At 61.1% G+C, this 17,011-nt stretch carries 12 protein-coding genes; 11 read left to right on the forward strand and 1 reads right to left on the reverse strand.

Features of this window, described 5'->3' with window-relative positions; translation table 11 throughout:
• Nucleotides 1-70: 70 nt before the first annotated feature.
• The 10 genes from QRN61_RS17785 to QRN61_RS17830 all read left to right on the forward strand — a co-directional run bounded on the left by QRN61_RS17785 (nucleotide 71) and on the right by QRN61_RS17830 (nucleotide 13,090).
• A complete protein-coding gene (locus QRN61_RS17785; RefSeq protein ID WP_285374341.1) occupies nucleotides 71-940 on the forward strand; it encodes an esterase/lipase family protein in 870 nt (289 codons plus the stop codon).
• 96 nt (nucleotides 941-1,036) lie between these two features.
• The gene (locus tag QRN61_RS17790) at nucleotides 1,037-1,318 is read left to right on the forward strand and encodes a peptidylprolyl isomerase (RefSeq protein ID WP_016774509.1); all 282 of its coding nucleotides are present in this window, start codon (nucleotides 1,037-1,039) and stop codon (nucleotides 1,316-1,318) included.
• A 135-nt stretch (nucleotides 1,319-1,453) separates the two neighbouring features.
• The gene (locus QRN61_RS17795) at nucleotides 1,454-3,322 is read left to right on the forward strand and encodes an extracellular solute-binding protein (protein ID WP_098964174.1); all 1,869 of its coding nucleotides are present in this window, start codon (nucleotides 1,454-1,456) and stop codon (nucleotides 3,320-3,322) included.
• Nucleotides 3,322-4,383: a microcin C ABC transporter permease YejB gene (locus QRN61_RS17800; protein ID WP_027612667.1), complete on the forward strand. Its 1,062-nt coding sequence runs from the start codon at nucleotides 3,322-3,324 to the stop codon at nucleotides 4,381-4,383. The genes QRN61_RS17795 and QRN61_RS17800 overlap by 1 nt, the downstream gene beginning before the upstream one ends.
• A complete protein-coding gene (locus QRN61_RS17805; RefSeq protein ID WP_027612666.1) occupies nucleotides 4,383-5,405 on the forward strand; it encodes an ABC transporter permease in 1,023 nt (340 codons plus the stop codon). The genes QRN61_RS17800 and QRN61_RS17805 overlap by 1 nt, the downstream gene beginning before the upstream one ends.
• A 9-nt stretch (nucleotides 5,406-5,414) precedes the next feature.
• Nucleotides 5,415-6,989, forward strand: a complete 1,575-nt coding sequence (locus QRN61_RS17810; protein ID WP_285374342.1) for an ABC transporter ATP-binding protein — start codon at nucleotides 5,415-5,417, stop codon at nucleotides 6,987-6,989.
• A 140-nt stretch (nucleotides 6,990-7,129) separates the two neighbouring features.
• The gene (locus QRN61_RS17815; protein ID WP_096796522.1) at nucleotides 7,130-8,545 is read left to right on the forward strand and encodes a sigma-54 interaction domain-containing protein; all 1,416 of its coding nucleotides are present in this window, start codon (nucleotides 7,130-7,132) and stop codon (nucleotides 8,543-8,545) included.
• Between the two features lie 277 nt (nucleotides 8,546-8,822).
• A complete protein-coding gene (locus QRN61_RS17820) occupies nucleotides 8,823-10,214 on the forward strand; it encodes a GntP family permease (protein WP_095136155.1) in 1,392 nt (463 codons plus the stop codon).
• A gap of 7 nt (nucleotides 10,215-10,221) precedes the next feature.
• Nucleotides 10,222-10,995: a 3-hydroxybutyrate dehydrogenase gene (gene hbdH, locus QRN61_RS17825; RefSeq protein ID WP_027612662.1), complete on the forward strand. Its 774-nt coding sequence runs from the start codon at nucleotides 10,222-10,224 to the stop codon at nucleotides 10,993-10,995.
• 139 nt (nucleotides 10,996-11,134) lie between these two features.
• On the forward strand, nucleotides 11,135-13,090 hold the full coding sequence (locus QRN61_RS17830; RefSeq protein ID WP_285374346.1) for an acetoacetate--CoA ligase: 1,956 nt from the start codon (nucleotides 11,135-11,137) through the stop codon (nucleotides 13,088-13,090).
• A 113-nt stretch (nucleotides 13,091-13,203) separates the two neighbouring features.
• On the opposite strand, the gene QRN61_RS17835 is transcribed toward QRN61_RS17830, so the two are convergent.
• Entirely contained in the window at nucleotides 13,204-14,316 is a 1,113-nt protein-coding gene (locus QRN61_RS17835) for a PilT/PilU family type 4a pilus ATPase (RefSeq protein WP_285374379.1), read from the reverse strand.
• Nucleotides 14,317-14,449: 133 nt separating this feature from the next.
• Between QRN61_RS17835 and QRN61_RS17840 the strand changes: the two genes are divergently transcribed.
• Nucleotides 14,450-16,999, forward strand: coding sequence for a PAS domain-containing hybrid sensor histidine kinase/response regulator (locus QRN61_RS17840; RefSeq protein WP_285374347.1), 2,550 nt, complete (start codon nucleotides 14,450-14,452; stop codon nucleotides 16,997-16,999).
• The last annotated feature ends 12 nt before the right edge of the window (nucleotides 17,000-17,011 follow it).

Raw genomic sequence — 17,011 nt, forward strand, 5'->3', positions numbered from 1 at the left:
CCAACCCGCAGGCCTGTTTTACAGTGGCACGCACCAACCACTGACAAGCATCTGCAAAAGAGGCAGGAACATGCAACGGAATGCGACAACCCGCTACCCCATCCTTTTGGTCCATGGCCTGTTCGGGTTTGACCGTATCGGCCATTTCGAGCTTTTTCATGATGTCAAGCAAGCGCTGAGGGAGGCAGGCGGGCAAGTGTTTGTGCCGCAGCTGTCCGCAACCCATAACAACGAAGTTCGCGGCCAGCAATTGATGTTCCAGATCGAGCGCGTTCTGCGAGGCACCGGCGCCGGTAAAGTCAACCTGATCGGACATAGCCAGGGCGCGCTGGCATGCCGTTATGCCGCTGCGCTCGCGCCGGAGAAAGTCGCCTCGGTGACATCGGTCAGCGGCCCCAATCACGGCTCGGAACTGGCTGACGCCTTACGCTTGGCGCTGATTCCGGGAGGCCTGCCGGAGCAGGTGGCGGAGCACGCTGCGACACAGTTTGCGCGATTCCTCTCGCTGCTCAGCGGTCAACCGGGTCTGCCGCAGGCCGCCGTAGCCGCACTCAATGCCCTGACGACTGCGGACGTCGGGCAATTCAACAAAAAATACCCTCAAGGCCTGCCTTCTACCTGGGGCGGCCAGGGGTCAGAACGGGTCAATGACGTTCACTACTACTCCTGGAGCGGCACGCTGCAGGACAATTTGTTGCAGGCTCTGGATCCAGTGCATTCCGTCTGCCACGCATTATCCAGCCATTTCGTCACGGAAGCCGGACAGAACGATGGTTTCGTGGGCCGTTACAGTTCTCACCTGGGCCGGGTCATCCGCTCCGACTATCCCCTCAATCACCTTGGCAGCTTGCGCCATCCGGGCGGGTTGCGAATACCCGGCGCGGATCCCGTCGACCTCTATGTCGAACACGCGATGCGCCTGAAAGCCGCGCAACTGTAGATGTACGTCAATGTACCGAGTGGAACTTTGCCGAGAAATCGCTTACTGAATCCGGTAGGCTCCACACTTTACTGAAATAGATTGGAGAATTTTCCCATGGCTAAAGCCACTGCCCGCCACATCCTGGTTTCCAGCGAAGACAAGTGCAACGAACTCAAAGCCCAGATCGAAGCCGGTGCTGACTTCGCCGAAGTCGCCAAGGCCAACTCCAGCTGCCCGTCCAGCCGTCAGGGCGGCGATCTGGGTTCATTCGGTCCTGGCCAGATGGTCAAGGAATTCGACACCGTAGTCTTCAGCGCGCCAATCAACGTCGTGCAAGGCCCGGTGAAGACCCAGTTCGGTTATCACCTGCTCGAAGTCACCAGCCGCCAGGACTGATCCGTCGCCTGATTGCTGTCCCAACGGCCCGCCTTTTGGTGGGCCGTTGTGTTTTGGTTACAGGATACGGCTGGCGACTGACGCGCCGCTCGCGTACAAATTGCGCTTATCGATCACCCGGCTTTAAGGCTGACAATGCGACTGGCTTTCCCGACTTTACTGTTCACTGCCGTGGCCCTGCTATTGGGCGCCGCCGGTGTGAACGCCACCCCGCAACATGCGTTGACCGTCTATGGCGAACCTGCCAAATACCCGGCCGGTTTCAGCCATTTCGACTACACCAATCCGCGGGCGCCCAAGGGCGGCACCATGCGCCGCTCGGCGATAGAGATCGGGCATTTCGATCACATCCTGCCTTATATAGATAAAGGCATCGGCGTCACCCAGATCGACGGCATGCTCTATTCGCCGCTGGCCCAGCGCTCGATGGACGAGCCCTACACGGTCTATGGCCTGGTGGCGCAAAAGATGGAGCGCTCGGAGGATGGTCTGTCGCTGCGCTTCTTCATCGATCCCAAGGCGCGTTTTGCCGACGGCAAGCCGATCACTGCCGAGGACGTGCGCTACACCTATGACCTGTTGATGACCCAGGGCAGCCTGCGCTATCGCACGCAGTTCGCCGATGTCAAAGGCGTCGAAGTGGAAGCGCCGCTGACCGTGCGTTTCGATTTCAAGAGCAATGAGAACCGCACCTTGCCGCTGGACATCGCCACCCTGCCGGTATTCCCCGAGCACTGGTGGAAAACCCGCGACTTCGCTGGCGGTGGCGGTTATGAACCACCACTGGGCAGCGGCCCGTATCGGGTCGGCAAGGTCGACTCCGGGCGCAGCATCACCTTTGAACGCAACCCCGACTGGTGGGGCAAGGACCTGCCGGTCAGTCGCGGCCTGTATAACTTCGATCACTTCAGCATCGAATATTTCGGCGACACCGATGTTGCCCGTCAGGTATTGCGCGGCGGTGCCTATGACTACAACCGCGAGTTTTCCGCCACCGGCTATTCGATCGGTTACGACAGCCCTGCGCTGAGTGATGGCCGCTTGCAGAAAGCCCACCTGGCCACCGAGGCCCCGCAATCGGCTCAGGGGTTCGTGTTCAACCTGCAGAAACCGATGTTCCAGGATCGTCGGGTGCGCCAGGCGCTGGCGATGCTCTGGGATTTCGAGTGGAGCAACCGGCAGATGATGCGCAACATGTACATCCGCCAGCAGAGCTATTTCTCCAATACCGCACTGGCAGCCCGCGAGTTGCCGGATACCGCCGAGCTGAAAATCCTCGAGCCGTTGCGCGGGCAGGTTCCCGACGAAGTGTTCACCCAGGTCTTCGAGGCGCCGAAAACCGATGGCAGCGGGCTGATCCGCGACAAGCAACTGCAAGCCCTGGAACTGCTCGAACAGGCTGGCTGGAAACCCGAGGGCGACCAACTGGTCAACGCCGAAGGCGAACCTTTGAGTTTCACCTTTCTGGTCAGCCAGAACGGTATGGATCGCCTGCTTCTGCCTTACAAGCGTACGCTGAAACAGATCGGCATAGAGCTGAATATCCGTCGCATCGACTCCTCGCAATACGTCAATCGCCTGATGAGCCGCGACTACGACATGATCGTCACCGGCTACCCGGTCAGCACGTCTCCGGGGGGCGAGCTGCTCAACTACTTCGGTTCGATATCGGCCAACGACCCCGGCGCCAACAATTACATGGTGCTGAAGAATCCGGCGGTCGACACCCTGATCAACGGCCTGATCCGCGCGTCGACCCAAAGCGACATGTTGCACTACGCCCACGCTCTGGACCGGGTGCTGCAATGGAACTACTACTGGATTCCCAACTATTACCCGCCGGGCACCTCCACCGTCTGGTGGAACCGCTTCGGCATGCCGGCGATCCAGGCCAGCAATGACGAAGCCATCGAGAGCTGGTGGGAAATCAGCAGCACGCCGTTGACCAACCAACAGATGACCGCCGAAAAAATCGGGCGTGGCAGACCCGGAGGACCGCACTGATGTGGGCATACATTCTGCGGCGCCTGCTGCTGATCATTCCGACGCTGGTGATCATCCTGCTGGTCAATTTCGTGATCATTCAGGCGGCACCCGGCGGCCCGGTCGAACAGGCCATCGCCCATCTGCAAGGCATCGGCGGTGCGAGTGTCGGCGGCAGTTCCAGCGAAACCATGAGCAACACTTCGCGCGCCAGCCGTGGCCTCGATCCGCAACTGATCAAGGACATCGAAAAGCAGTACGGTTTTGACAAACCGGCGCATGAGCGGCTGTGGCTGATGCTCAAGAACTACGCGCAGCTGGACTTCGGCAAAAGCTTTTTCCGCGGTGCGACGGTCACCGATCTGATTCTGGAAAAAATGCCGGTGACCATTTCCCTCGGCTTGTGGGCGACGCTGATCACCTATCTGGTGTCGATCCCGCTGGGCATCCGCAAAGCGGTGCATCACGGCAGCCATTTCGACATCTGGAGCAGCACCGCGATCATCATCGGCTACGCGATGCCGGCGTTTCTGTTCGCAATGTTTCTGATCGTGGTGTTTGCCGGTGGCACGTCATTGAACTGGTTTCCAGTGCGCGGTCTGGTCTCGGACAACTTCGAATCGCTGTCGACCCTGGGCAAGATTGCCGATTACTTCTGGCACCTGGTGTTGCCGGTCACGGCGCTGGTGATTGGCGGCTTCGCCACGCTGACGATTCTCACCAAGAATTCGTTCCTCAATGAAATCACCCGCCAGTACGTAGTCACCGCCCGCGCCAAAGGCTTGAGCGAGCGCCGCGTGCTTTACGGCCATGTGTTCCGCAATGCGATGCTGCTGGTGGTCTCGGGGATTCCGCAGGCGTTCATCAGTGTGTTCTTTGCCGGTTCGCTGTTGATCGAAGTGATCTTCTCTCTCGACGGCCTCGGCCGCATGAGTTACGAAGCGGCGGTTTCTCGCGACTATCCGGTGGTGTTCGGCTCGCTGTTCATCTTCACCCTGTTCGGCCTCCTGATAAAACTGATCGGCGACTTGTGCTACACCCTGGTCGACCCACGTATCGACTTCGCCGCGAGGAACGCCTGATGTTCAAGCTCTCGCCTCTGGGCCGTCGCCGTTTCGCGCGATTCAAGAAAAACCGCCGTGGCTGGTGGTCGTTGTGGCTGTTTATCGGACTGTTCGTGGTGACGCTGGGCGGTGAACTGATCGCCAATGACAAACCACTGGTGGTCAGCTATCAGAACCAGCTCTACTTCCCGGTCTTCAAGCGCTACACCGAACAGGAGTTTGGCGGGCAATTGCCGTTCCAGGCCGATTATCGCAGTGACTATGTGCAGAACCTGATCCGCAAGGGCGGTGGCTGGCTGCTGTTCCCGCCAATCCCGTTCAGCGACGACACGCCCAACTACGACCTCAATCAACCTGCGCCGAGCCCGCCCTCGAAGGTCAACTGGCTGGGTACTGACGATCAGGCGCGTGATGTGTTGGCACGGGTGATTTTCGGTGCCCGGGTATCGATCCTGTTTGCCCTGATGCTGACCGCCGTCAGCGCGCTGATCGGCATTGCTGCCGGCGCCCTGCAAGGCTATTACGGCGGTTGGGTCGATCTGCTCGGGCAGCGTTTGCTGGAGGTCTGGAGCGGATTGCCGGTGCTGTACCTGCTGATCATTTTGTCCGGTTTCGTCGAGCCGAATTTCTGGTGGCTGCTGGGGATCATGGCGCTGTTTTCCTGGCTGGCACTGGTGGATGTGGTGCGCGCCGAGTTCCTGCGCGGGCGTAATCTGGAATACGTCAAAGCGGCGCGCGCATTGGGCCTGAGCGACCGCAAGGTGATTTTCCGGCACATCCTGCCGAATGCGATGAACGCGACGCTGAGTTACCTGCCGTTCATTCTGACCGGAGCGATTTCCACCCTTACCGCCCTCGACTTCCTCGGTTTCGGCATGCCCGCCGGCAGTGCCTCGCTGGGCGAGCTGATTGGCCAGGGCAAACAGAACCTGCAAGCGCCGTGGCTCGGGCTGACGGCATTTTTCACCCTGGCGCTGATTCTTTCTTTACTGGTGTTCATCGGCGAAGCGTTACGTGACGCGTTCGACCCTCGATCCTGAAGTGTGACCATGACTGATAACCTGATCGAAATCCGTGACCTGAACGTCGCCTTCCATGGCCAGCCGGCGGTGCGCAACCTGTGCCTGGACATCCGCCCCGGCGAGTGCCTGGCGCTGGTCGGCGAGTCGGGCTCGGGCAAATCGGTAACCGCGCATTCGATCCTGCAACTGCTCCCCGAAGGCGATGCGCAAACCAGCGGCAGCATTCGCTATCGCGGTCAGGAACTGCTCGGTGCCGATCCAAAGGTCTTGCGTGAGCTACGCGGCAACCGGATCGCAATGATCTTCCAGGAGCCGATGACCTCGCTCAATCCGCTGCACACCATTGAAAAGCAGATCGGCGAGACGCTGCTGGTGCATCGCGGCCTGGGCGGTAAAGCAGCGCAACAACGCATTCTTGAACTGCTGGAACTGGTGGGCATTCAGAAGCCCAAAGAGCGCCTCAAGGCCTATCCGCATCAACTGTCCGGCGGCCAGCGGCAACGGGTGATGATTGCCATGGCGCTGGCTTGCGAGCCGGAACTGCTGATCGCCGACGAGCCGACCACGGCGCTGGATGTGACGGTGCAGCGCAAGATCCTGCTGCTGCTCAAATCCCTGCAACAACGCCTGGGCATGTCGCTGCTGCTGATCAGTCACGACCTCAATCTTGTGCGCAGCATTGCGCAACGGGTGTGTGTGATGAAGGCTGGCGAAATCGTCGAGCAAGCCCCGTGCGAAATCCTGTTTACCGAACCGAAACATCCTTACAGCTGCGTGCTGCTCAACGCCGAGCCGGAAGGCGAAGCCCTGCCCCGCGATGAACGCGAGAACGTGCTGGAGGTGGATGATCTGCGCGTCGAGTTCGTCGTCGGTGGCGGGCTGTTCCAGCGCAAACAATATTTGCGCGCGGTGGACGGCATCAGCCTGAATATCCAGCGCGGCAAAACCTTGGGTATTGTCGGCGAGTCCGGTTCAGGCAAGTCGACCCTGGGCCAGGCGATTCTGCGGCTGCTCGACTCCGAGGGCAGTATCCGTTTTCAGGGCACCGCCCTCGACGGCCTCGATCAGAAGCAATTGCGGCCGTGGCGTCGGCAGATGCAGGTGGTGTTTCAGGACCCGTTCGGCAGCCTCAGTCCACGGATGTCGGTGGCGCAAATCATCAGCGAAGGGCTGGAGGTGCACTGTCAGTCCAGCGCCGATGAGTGCGATGCACAGGTGATCCGTGTGCTCAAGGAAGTCGGCCTGGACCCGGAAAGCCGTCATCGCTACCCGCACGAATTTTCCGGCGGCCAGCGCCAGCGCATCGCTATCGCCCGGGCGCTGGTGCTGAAACCGGCGCTGATCCTGCTCGACGAGCCGACCTCGGCCCTTGACCGTACCGTGCAAAAACAAGTGGTCGCCCTGCTCCGCGATCTTCAGGAAAAACATGGCCTGACCTACCTGTTCATCAGCCACGACCTGGCGGTGGTGCGGGCGCTGGCGCATGACATGATCGTGATCAAGGACGGCAAAGTGGTTGAGCGCGGTGCCAGCCATGATGTGTTCGACTCACCGCAGCATCCTTACACCAAAGAGCTGTTGGCGGCGGCGCATCCGGGGTAGGCATAATCGGCGCTTGCCTTGATACCGAGTAGCATCTATCGCGAGCAGGCTCACTCCTACATTTGAAATGCGTTCCATTGTAGGAGTGAGCCTGCTCGCGATGGCGTCGCCAAAGCCGAAAGACATTCAGGATCTGTCAGATGAACACCACCGAAAGCCTCAAGGACTACCAACGCGTGCGCACGCTGGCGATCCGCTCGCTGTTCGAGATCATCGAGCAGTCCAGCGAAGGCACGGTGATTGTCGATCGTGATGCAAACATCGTCTGGATGAACGAACGCTATGCGCGGCGTTTCGGTCTTGAGTCAGCGAAAAAAGCCATCGGCCAACCCTGCGAAAGCGTGATCCCCGGCAGCTTGTTGCGTGAAGTGGTGCGCACTGGCCGGCCGATCCTGCTGGACATGCAGGACACGCCGAAAGAGCCGCTGGTGGTGATGCGCCTGCCGATCCACGACGATGCCGGGGCGGTGATCGGCGCCATCGGGTTTGCTCTGTTTGATGAATTACGCAGCCTGTCACCGATGCTCAAGCGCTACCTGAGCATGCAGGAAGAACTCGCCTCGACCCGCTCGCTGCTGCGGGCGCGGCAGACCAAATATAACTTTGCCCATTTCATCGGTACCAGCAGCGCCAGCCTCGAAGTCAAACGCCGCGCCCGCCGCAGCGCCAGCGCCGAATCCCCGGTATTGCTGCTCGGCGAAACCGGCACCGGCAAGGAGTTGCTGGCTCAGGCGATTCACAGCGCTTCGCCACGGGCACATAAAGCCTTCGTCAGCATCAACAGCGCCGCAATCCCGGAGGCGTTGCTCGAAGCGGAATTCTTCGGCACCGCGCCTGGCGCGTTTACCGGCGCCGACCGCAAGGGTCGTACCGGCAAATTGCAGATCGCTCAGGGCGGCACGCTGTTTCTCGATGAGATCGGCGACATGCCGTTGCCGCTGCAAAGCAAACTGCTGAGGGTGCTGCAGGAAAAGGAGTTCGAGCCGGTTGGCTCCAACGACGTGATTCAGAGCGATGTGCGAGTGATCGCGGCGACTTCGACCGATCTGCAAGCCGCGATCAAGCGCGGTGAATTCCGCGCCGACCTGTATTACCGACTTAACGTGCTGCCGATCCAGGTTCCGCCGCTGCGCGAGCGTCTCGACGATTTGCCGGCGCTCAGCGAGGCGATCCTTGAAGAGTTGCGTAGCCAGCATGAACTGAGTCGCGCAGCGCTGGATCTGCTCGGACAACATGCGTGGCCGGGCAACATCCGCGAATTGCGCAACGTGCTGGAGCGCGCGGCGCTGCTCAGCGATGACCTGATCCTCACCGAAGAGGATATTCGCGCGGCCATCGGCACCTTTACCCCGGTTGAGCGCCCGTCGGTGTCGACGCGAGAGCCGTTGGCGGATGAGACTTTCGCCGAGGCACGGCAGCGGTTTGACCGGCAGTTGATCCAGTCCGCCCTCGCGCAATGTGCGGGCAAAGTGCCGGAGGCGGCGGCTCGACTGGGACTGGGACGCTCGACGCTGTACAAGAAGATGCTGGCCTTGGGCATCACCGAGTCTCAATAAAGAGACCAGAGTCTCCAATAAAAGACAACAGCAAAAGCTTCGCGAGCAAGCCCGCTCCCACAGGGAATACGCATTCCAAATGTGGGAGCGGGCTTGCTCGCGAAGGCGTCAGCCCTCTCTACAAAAATCTCCAAAGAGAGACAACTCTTCAACTCTCAACACGCTTAAAACTATAAAACCCTTACATTTCAATGATTTGAGTATCTGGCATAGATCTCGCTAAAGCCTCTCCTGCACCCGCTTCACCCACAAAAATAACAATCTTTGGAGACACTCCATGAGTGTGATCATTGCCTTGGCAGCCCTCGCGCTGCTGATGCTCGCCGCCTACCGTGGCTACAGCGTCATTCTCTTCGCCCCGATTGCCGCCCTCGGCGCTGTCCTGCTGACCGACCCCTCTGCAGTCGCCCCTGCCTTCACCGGGGTGTTCATGGAGAAAATGGTCGGTTTCATCAAACTGTATTTCCCGGTGTTCCTGCTCGGTGCCGTGTTCGGCAAGTTGATCGAATTGTCGGGGTTCTCCCGTTCGATCGTGGCCGCAGCGATTCGCTTGCTCGGCACGCGTCAGGCGATGCTGGTGATCGTGCTGGTTTGCGCCTTGCTCACTTACGGCGGCGTGTCGTTGTTCGTGGTGGTGTTTGCGGTGTATCCATTTGCCGCGGAAATGTTCCGCCAGAGCAACATTCCCAAGCGCCTGATCCCGGCAACCATTGCCCTCGGCGCATTCTCGTTCACCATGGACGCCCTGCCCGGCACGCCGCAGATTCAGAACATCATTCCCAGCACCTTCTTCAATACCACCGCGTGGGCGGCGCCGTGGCTGGGGGTAATCGGCACGATTTTCGTGTTCTGCGCCGGCATGTTGTTCCTGCAGCGCCAACGCAACAAGGCCCAGCGTGCTGGCGAAGGTTATGGCACCGAGCTGCGTAACGAGCCGGAAACCGCCGAAGACCTGAAACTGCCGAACCCATGGATCGCCCTGTCGCCGCTGCTGGCGGTGGGCATCATGAACCTGCTGTTCACCCAGTGGATTCCGCAGTGGTACGGCAAGACCCACAGCCTCGCGTTGCCGGGGATGGCCACGCCGGTGACCACGGAAATCGCCAAGCTCACCGCAATCTGGGCGGTGCAGGCGGCATTGCTGATCGGCATCCTGATGGTGCTGGTGTTCGGCTTCAAGGCGATCCGCAGCAAACTCGCCGAAGGCAGCAAAAGCGCGGTCAGCGGCGCACTGCTGGCGGCGATGAACACCGCCTCGGAATACGGTTTCGGTGCGGTAATCGCTTCGTTGCCGGGCTTTCTGGTACTGGCCGACTGGCTCAAGCAAATCCCCAATCCGCTGGTCAACGAAGCGATCACCGTGACCCTGCTGGCGGGTATCACCGGCTCGGCATCGGGCGGCATGAGCATCGCGCTGGCGGCGATGTCCGAGCAGTTCATCGCGGCGGCAAACGCCGCGAACATTCCGCTGGAAGTGCTGCACCGCGTGGCTGCGATGGCCAGCGGCGGCATGGACACCCTGCCGCACAACGGCGCGGTGATCACCCTGCTGGCGGTCACTGGCCTGACCCACCGCGAAGCCTATAAAGACATTTTCTGTATTACGCTGATCAAGACCCTGGCGGTCTTCGTAGTGATCGGCACTTTCTACGCCACTGGCATTGTGTGAGGTATTCATGACGACTCTTTCGGGCAAGACCGCACTGGTTACCGGTTCCACCAGCGGCATCGGTCTGGGCATCGCCCTGAGCCTGGCCAAGGCCGGCGCCAACCTGATTCTCAATGGTTTCGGCGATGCCTCGAGCGTGATCGCCGAAGTCGGCCAGTTTGGTGGCAAGGTCGGTCACCATCCAGCCGATGTCAGCGATCCGGCGCAGATTGCCGAGATGATCGCTTACGCCGAACGCGAATTCGGCGGCGTCGACATTCTGGTCAACAACGCCGGGATTCAGCACGTGGCGGCCGTGGAGGAGTTTCCGGTGGAGCGCTGGGACTCGATCATCGCGATCAACCTGTCATCGGTGTTCCACAGCACCCGCCTGAGCCTGCCGGGGATGCGCGCCAAGGGTTGGGGACGAATCGTCAACATCGCCTCGGTGCATGGTCAGGTGGGTTCGACCGGCAAGGCTGCGTATGTCGCGGCCAAGCATGGAGTGATCGGCTTGACCAAAGTGGTCGGACTGGAAACGGCTACCAGTAATGTGACCTGCAACGCGATCTGCCCGGGCTGGGTATTGACGCCGCTGGTGCAGAAACAGATCGATGATCGTGCCGCCAAAGGCGTCGATCCGCAGCAGGCGCAGCATGATTTGCTGGCGGAGAAGCAGCCGTCGCTGGAGTTCGTCACGCCGCAGCATCTGGGGGAATTGGTGTTGTTCTTGTGTAGCGAAGCTGGGAGCCAGGTGCGCGGGGCGGCGTGGAATATTGATGGGGGCTGGTTGGCGCAGTAATGCTGCGCCCCTGTGGGAGCGAGCCTGCTCGCGATAGCGGTGTATCAGCCAACATCAATGTTGAGTGTAATTCCACTATCGCGAGCAGGCTCACTCCTACAAGTGATGTGTCATGAACAACACAACAAGAGGCAAACCAATGTCCGACCTCCTCTGGCAACCCGATGCCGAGCGTATCGCCCAGTCGCGCATGGATCAGTTCCGCCGCGACATCAATCAGCGTCATGACCTGGCGCTGAACAGCTACACCGATCTGCACCGCTGGAGCGTGGAACAGCGCGAAGCGTTCTGGCAGGCGATCGTCGATTGCTTCGACATCCGCTTTCACACCCAGCCCGACGCCGTCCTGCGTGAAGGCGCGCAGATGCCCAGTGCCGAATGGTTTCCCGGCGCGACCCTGAACTTTGCCGAACACCTGCTGCGCCGTCGTGACGATGCCGTTGCAGTGATCGCCGTGGCGGAAAACGGTCAGCGCGAACAGCTGACCTGGGCCGAACTGGCCGAGCACGTCGCCGGTTTTCAGGCCAGCCTGCAAGCCGCCGGTGTCGGCCTCGGCGACCGCGTGGCCGCGTGCATGCCCAACACCTGGCAGACTCTGGTGGCGATGCTCGCGACCACCAGCCTCGGGGCGATCTGGTCGTGCTCGTCGCCGGACTTCGGCACCCACGGCGTGATCGACCGTTTCGGCCAGATCGAACCCAAAGTGTTGATCACCTGCGCCGGCTACCGTTACGCCGGCAAAGACATCGACCAGACCACCAAGATCAACGAAATCCTCGCGCAACTGCCATCGCTGCAGCAGTTGATCATTGTGCCCTACGCTCGCGCGCAGGCCCGTACCGAGGATTACCAAACCCACGCCAACGTGACGTTGTGGGACGAGTTCTACCAACCCGGCGGCGAACCGCGGTTTGTCCCGGTGCCGTTCAATCACCCGTTGTACGTGTTGTATTCCAGTGGCACCACCGGCGTGCCGAAATGCATCGTGCACAGCACCGGCGGCGTGCTGCTGCAGCATGCCAAGGAGCATGGGCTGCACGTCGATCTCGGCCCCGGTGACCGCTTGTTCTACTACACCACTTGCGGCTGGATGATGTGGAACTGGCTGGTCTCGGCCCTCGCGGTCGGCAGCGCGGTGGTGCTGTATGACGGCTCGCCGTTTCACCCGGGCCATGAGCGCTTGCTCGACCTGATCGACGACGAGCGCATCAGTGTGTTCGGCACTAGCCCCAAGTTTCTCGCGACACTGGAAAGCAGCGGTTTGAAGCCTGCGCACAGCCATGATCTGAGTAGCCTGAAGACCCTGCTGTGCACCGGCTCCGCGCTGTCGCCGCAGAGTTATGACTTCGTCTACCGCGACTTCAAGCGCGATGTGTGCCTGGCGTCGATGTCCGGCGGCACCGATGTGGTGTCGTGCTTCGTCAACGGTAATCCGCTGTCGGCGGTGCGCCGCGGCGAAATCATGGGCAAGAGCCTGGGCATGGCGGTTGAAGTGTGGAACGACGCCGGCGTTGCCGTGATCGGCGAAAAAGGCGAACTGGTCTGCACCCGACACTTCCCGGCGATGCCCGTCGGGCTGTGGCATGACCCTGACGGCGCAAAACTGCGCAAATCCTATTTCAGCCTGTTCCCCGGTGTCTGGGCCCAAGGCGACTACGCCGAGCAATTGCCCCACGGCGGGATGCTGATCCACGGCCGCTCCGACGCGGTGCTCAACCCCGGCGGCGTGCGCATCGGCACGGCGGAAATCTATCGTCAGGTCGAGAAAGTCCCGCAGGTGCTGGACAGCGTGGCGATCGGACAGCAATGGCAGGACGATGTGCGCGTAGTGCTGTTTGTCCGTCTGCAGGATGGCGTGACGCTGGATGACCACCTGCAACAACAGATCCGCCAGGTGATCCGCGCCAACACCACGCCGCGCCATGTGCCGGCGAAGATCGTCGCGGTGACCGATATTCCGCGCACCATCAGCGGCAAGGTGGTGGAACTCGCGGTGCGCAATGTGGTGCATGGCGAGCCGGTGAAAAATACCGATGCGCTGGCCAATCCCGAGGCCTTGGAGCAGTTCCGCAATCGCCCGGAGCTGTCGGATTAGCCCGCCATCCCCTTGTGGGAGCGGGCTTGCTCGCGAAGGCAATCTGTCAGTCGATAACAATGTGACTGATACACCGCTTTCGCGAGCAAGCCCGCTCCCACAGGGGTGAGGTGTTAATCCATCAGGCCCCAATCGCCTGATGTTGTGGGTGCGGGCGCCGGGCCCGCCTCGGTGTGCAGTTTCAAACGCAGGCGCAGATTGTTCTGCGAATCGGCATGCTTGAGCGCTTCGTCCTCACTGATCACGCCCTCCACCACCAGCCCGTACAGCGCCGCGTCGAACGTCTGCATGCCGGCCTCGCCGGACTTCTCCATGATGCCCTTGAGTTCGCCCAACTCGTTGCGGCGGATCAGGTCGGCGATGGTCGGGGTGCCGAGCATCACTTCGACCGCCGCCCGCCGCTGACCGTCCACAGTGCGCACCAGCCGTTGCGAGACGAACGCCTTGAGATTGTTGCCCAGTGCATGCAGCAACTGCGGGCGGCGCTCTTCGGGGAACAGATTGACGATACGGTCCAGCGCCTGATTGGCGTTGTGCGCATGCAGCGTCGACAGCACCAGGTGCCCGGTGTCGGCGAACGTCAGCGCATGCTCCATGGTTTCGCGGTCGCGGATCTCACCGATCAGCACCACGTCCGGGGCCTGGCGCAGGGTGTTTTTCAGCGCCGCATGGAAGCTGCGGGTATCGACGCCGACTTCGCGTTGATTGATGATCGAGCGCTGGTGTCGATGGATATACTCCACCGGGTCTTCGATGGTGATGATGTGCCCGCTGCTGTGGCGATTGCGGTGATCGATCAGCGCGGCCAGCGAGGTGGATTTACCGGAGTCGGTGGCGCCAACGAACAGGATCAGCCCCTGTTTGAGCATCACCGTTTCCAGCAATACCGGCGGCAGTTTCAAGTCTTCGAAGCGCGGGATATCGAGTTTGACGTTGCGGATCACGATTGACACATCATTGCGTTGCTTGAAGGCGTTCACCCGAAAACGCCCGATGCCCGTACGGGAAATCGCCAGGTTCATTTCCAGATCCCGATCGAACTCGCGCCGTTGCTCGGCGTCCATCAGGGAGTTGGCGATAGTCTCGACCTCGCCGGGCTTGAACGGCCGCTCGCTGAAAGGCGTCAGCACGCCATCGATGCGCGCACTGGGTGGCGCTCCCGTGGACAGGAACAGGTCAGAGCCGTGCTGGCTCGACAGACGGAGCAACAGTGCATCGATTTCCATGGCAATAAGCACCCGCGAAGCATTCAATGAACAGAAATGACCCGCTGTCGTGACGTAACGGGTCATACAGCGTCTACCGCAAGTGCAAGAATAGTAGATGCCAACGCACTGACCGACGCTCAGGATACATGTGATGAACGCAGCACCCTCCCCCGATGACGCCCAAGCCCTGATCGCCCGTACCGACTGGAGCCGCACGCCGTTGGGCGCTTCTGGCACCTGGCCGCAAAGCCTGCGCACAGCTGTGGACATCGTGATTCACTCGCCGATGCCGATGCTGCTGTTGTGGGGGCCGCAGCTCACGCAGATCTACAACAATGGCTTTGCGATGCTCGCCGGGAGCAAGCATCCGCACGCTTTCGGACAGCCGGCGCACCTTATATGGCCGGAACTTCAAGACTTTACCGACCCGATTTATCGAGCCGTCCTACAAGGCCAGGTGCGCACCTACAGCGAGCGGCGATTTACCCTGCAACGCGGAGGCGTAGAGTCCGACTTCTGGCTGGACCTGACCTACAGCCCCATCCGCGATGAAGACACGCAAGTGGCGGGGATTCTGGTAACAGCCATCGAAACCAACGAACGCCGGCGCATCGCCCTCGAACTGCAACGCCGTTCCGAAGAAAGTCTCAAGGCCCAGCGCGACACTGAAGAACGCCTGCAACTGGCGCTGGCCGCCACCGATGCGGTTGGCACCTGGGATTGGGACATCGGCGAAGACCGTTTCATCGCCGACGCCCATTTCGCCCAGTTGCATGGCATCGATCCGGCCCACGCCAGTCAGCTACCGATCAGCGACTATCTGCAAGGCGTGCACCCCGAAGACCGCGCCCTGATCGCCCGCAGCATCAAGCATTGCATCACCCACGGCACCGAGTACGCCGAGGAATATCGCCTGCTAAAAGCCGACGGCGAACTGCGCTGGGTGTTTGCCCGGGGCCGCTGTTACAAGGATCACCACGGGCGACCGGTGCGCTTCCTCGGCGCCGCGCTGGACCTGACCGAGCGCAAGCACACCGAGCAGGCGCTGCGCCAGAGCCAGACGGAATTGCAGCTGATCATCAATGCAATGCCGATCCTCATCAGTTACGTCGACCACGACGAGCGCTTCCGCCTGAACAATGCGGCGTATCTGGACTGGTACGGCCTCACGCCGCAGGAGTTGTATGGCCGTACCATTCGCGAAGTGATCGGCGAAGAAGCCTACTTCCTGCGCGCGCCCTATATTGCCGAGGCCCTGGCCGGGCGGCCCTGCTCGTTCAGCCTGTACACCCCGCATCGCGACGGCAGCAACCGCCATGCGCTGATGAATTACCTGCCGCGCCACGGCGCCGACGGCTCAGTCAACGGTTTCTATATTTTCGTGATCGACGAATCCGAACGGAAGAAGACCGAAGAAGCCCTGCGCAATCTCAACGAAACCCTGGAAGAACGGGTCAGCGCCCGCACCGAACAACTGGCCCAGGCCAATCAGCGCCTGCAGAACGAGATGTTCGAACGCGAACGCGCCGAGGACGCGTTGCGCCATGCGCAAAAGATGGAAGCGGTCGGCCAACTCACCGGCGGTATCGCCCACGACTTCAACAACATGCTCACCGGGATCATCGGCAGTCTGGACCTGATGCAGCGTTACATCGCCGACGGCCGCGCCGATGAAATCGGCCGTTTCACCGAAGCGGCGGTGTCGTCGGCCAACCGAGCGGCGGCGCTGACCCATCGGCTGCTGGCGTTCTCGCGCCGGCAGTCGCTGGACCGCAAGACCCTCAACGTCAACGAGCTGATTCATTCGCTGGAAGATTTGATCCGCCGCACCAAGGGTGACCCGATCGAACTCACGTTGCGTCTGGCCGACGATGTCTGGCCGATCAGCACCGACGTCAGCCAACTGGAAAATGCCCTGCTCAACCTGGTGATCAACGCCCGCGACGCCATGCCCGATGGCGGCGAGCTGCTGATCGAGACCGCCAACGTTTACCTCGACGGCAACGACATCACCACCCTCGAACCGGTCAAGGCCGGCGACTACCTGATGCTGGCGGTCAGCGACAACGGCACCGGCATGACGCCGTCGGTGCGCGCCAAGGCGTTCGATCCGTTCTTCACCACCAAACCGATCGGCCAGGGCACCGGGTTGGGGCTGTCGATGATCTATGGTTTCGCCCAGCAGTCGGGCGGCCATGTCAGCCTCGACAGCCTGCCGAATCAGGGCACCTGCGTGCGCTTGTACTTGCCGCGCCTGAACCTGCTGGAGCCGGAACGGCCAGTCGTGGAAACCCTCGGTGCCGCGCCGACGGCCACCTGCGGCGAAACCGTGGTGGTGGTTGAGGATGACCCGGCAGTGCGCATGCTGGTGCTCGATCTGCTCAAGGAGCTGGGTTACCTCGCCCACGAAGCCGCCGACGCCAGCGCCGCCCTGCCGCTGCTGGAATCGGAGATGCGCGTGGATCTGCTGGTGACCGACGTTGGTCTACCGGGGATGAATGGCCGGCAACTGGCGGAAATCGCCCGCCAGCATCGTCCGGGGCTGAAGGTGCTGTTCATGACCGGTTACGCGCAGAAAGCCGCCGAGCGTCAGGGCTTTCTCGAGGATGGCATGGACATGGTGGCCAAGCCGTTTTCGATTGAAGTGCTGGCCAACAAGATCCGCGAGATGATCAACCAAACGCCGTCACTTGAGGCATAATCCCGCGCCCCG

The sequence above is a fragment of the Pseudomonas sp. lyk4-TYG-107 genome, from assembly GCF_030209055.1.
GTDB classification, from domain to species: Bacteria; Pseudomonadota; Gammaproteobacteria; order Pseudomonadales; family Pseudomonadaceae; genus Aquipseudomonas; species Aquipseudomonas putida_A.

What these genes read in the sequence shown, in the direction of transcription:
- QRN61_RS17795 (WP_098964174.1), top strand. Translation starts at nt 1,454, where the DNA reads ATGCGACTGGCTTTCCCGACTTTACTGTTCACTGCCGTGGCCCTGCTA.
- QRN61_RS17815 (WP_096796522.1), top strand. Translation starts at nt 7,130, where the DNA reads ATGAACACCACCGAAAGCCTCAAGGACTACCAACGCGTGCGCACGCTG.
- hbdH (WP_027612662.1), top strand. Translation starts at nt 10,222, where the DNA reads ATGACGACTCTTTCGGGCAAGACCGCACTGGTTACCGGTTCCACCAGC.
- QRN61_RS17820 (WP_095136155.1), top strand. Translation starts at nt 8,823, where the DNA reads ATGAGTGTGATCATTGCCTTGGCAGCCCTCGCGCTGCTGATGCTCGCC.
- QRN61_RS17785 (WP_285374341.1), top strand. Translation starts at nt 71, where the DNA reads ATGCAACGGAATGCGACAACCCGCTACCCCATCCTTTTGGTCCATGGC.
- QRN61_RS17800 (WP_027612667.1), top strand. Translation starts at nt 3,322, where the DNA reads ATGTGGGCATACATTCTGCGGCGCCTGCTGCTGATCATTCCGACGCTG.
- QRN61_RS17840 (WP_285374347.1), top strand. Translation starts at nt 14,450, where the DNA reads ATGAACGCAGCACCCTCCCCCGATGACGCCCAAGCCCTGATCGCCCGT.
- QRN61_RS17835 (WP_285374379.1), bottom strand. Translation starts at nt 14,316, where the DNA reads ATGGAAATCGATGCACTGTTGCTCCGTCTGTCGAGCCAGCACGGCTCT.
- QRN61_RS17805 (WP_027612666.1), top strand. Translation starts at nt 4,383, where the DNA reads ATGTTCAAGCTCTCGCCTCTGGGCCGTCGCCGTTTCGCGCGATTCAAG.
- QRN61_RS17810 (WP_285374342.1), top strand. Translation starts at nt 5,415, where the DNA reads ATGACTGATAACCTGATCGAAATCCGTGACCTGAACGTCGCCTTCCAT.
- QRN61_RS17790 (WP_016774509.1), top strand. Translation starts at nt 1,037, where the DNA reads ATGGCTAAAGCCACTGCCCGCCACATCCTGGTTTCCAGCGAAGACAAG.
- QRN61_RS17830 (WP_285374346.1), top strand. Translation starts at nt 11,135, where the DNA reads ATGTCCGACCTCCTCTGGCAACCCGATGCCGAGCGTATCGCCCAGTCG.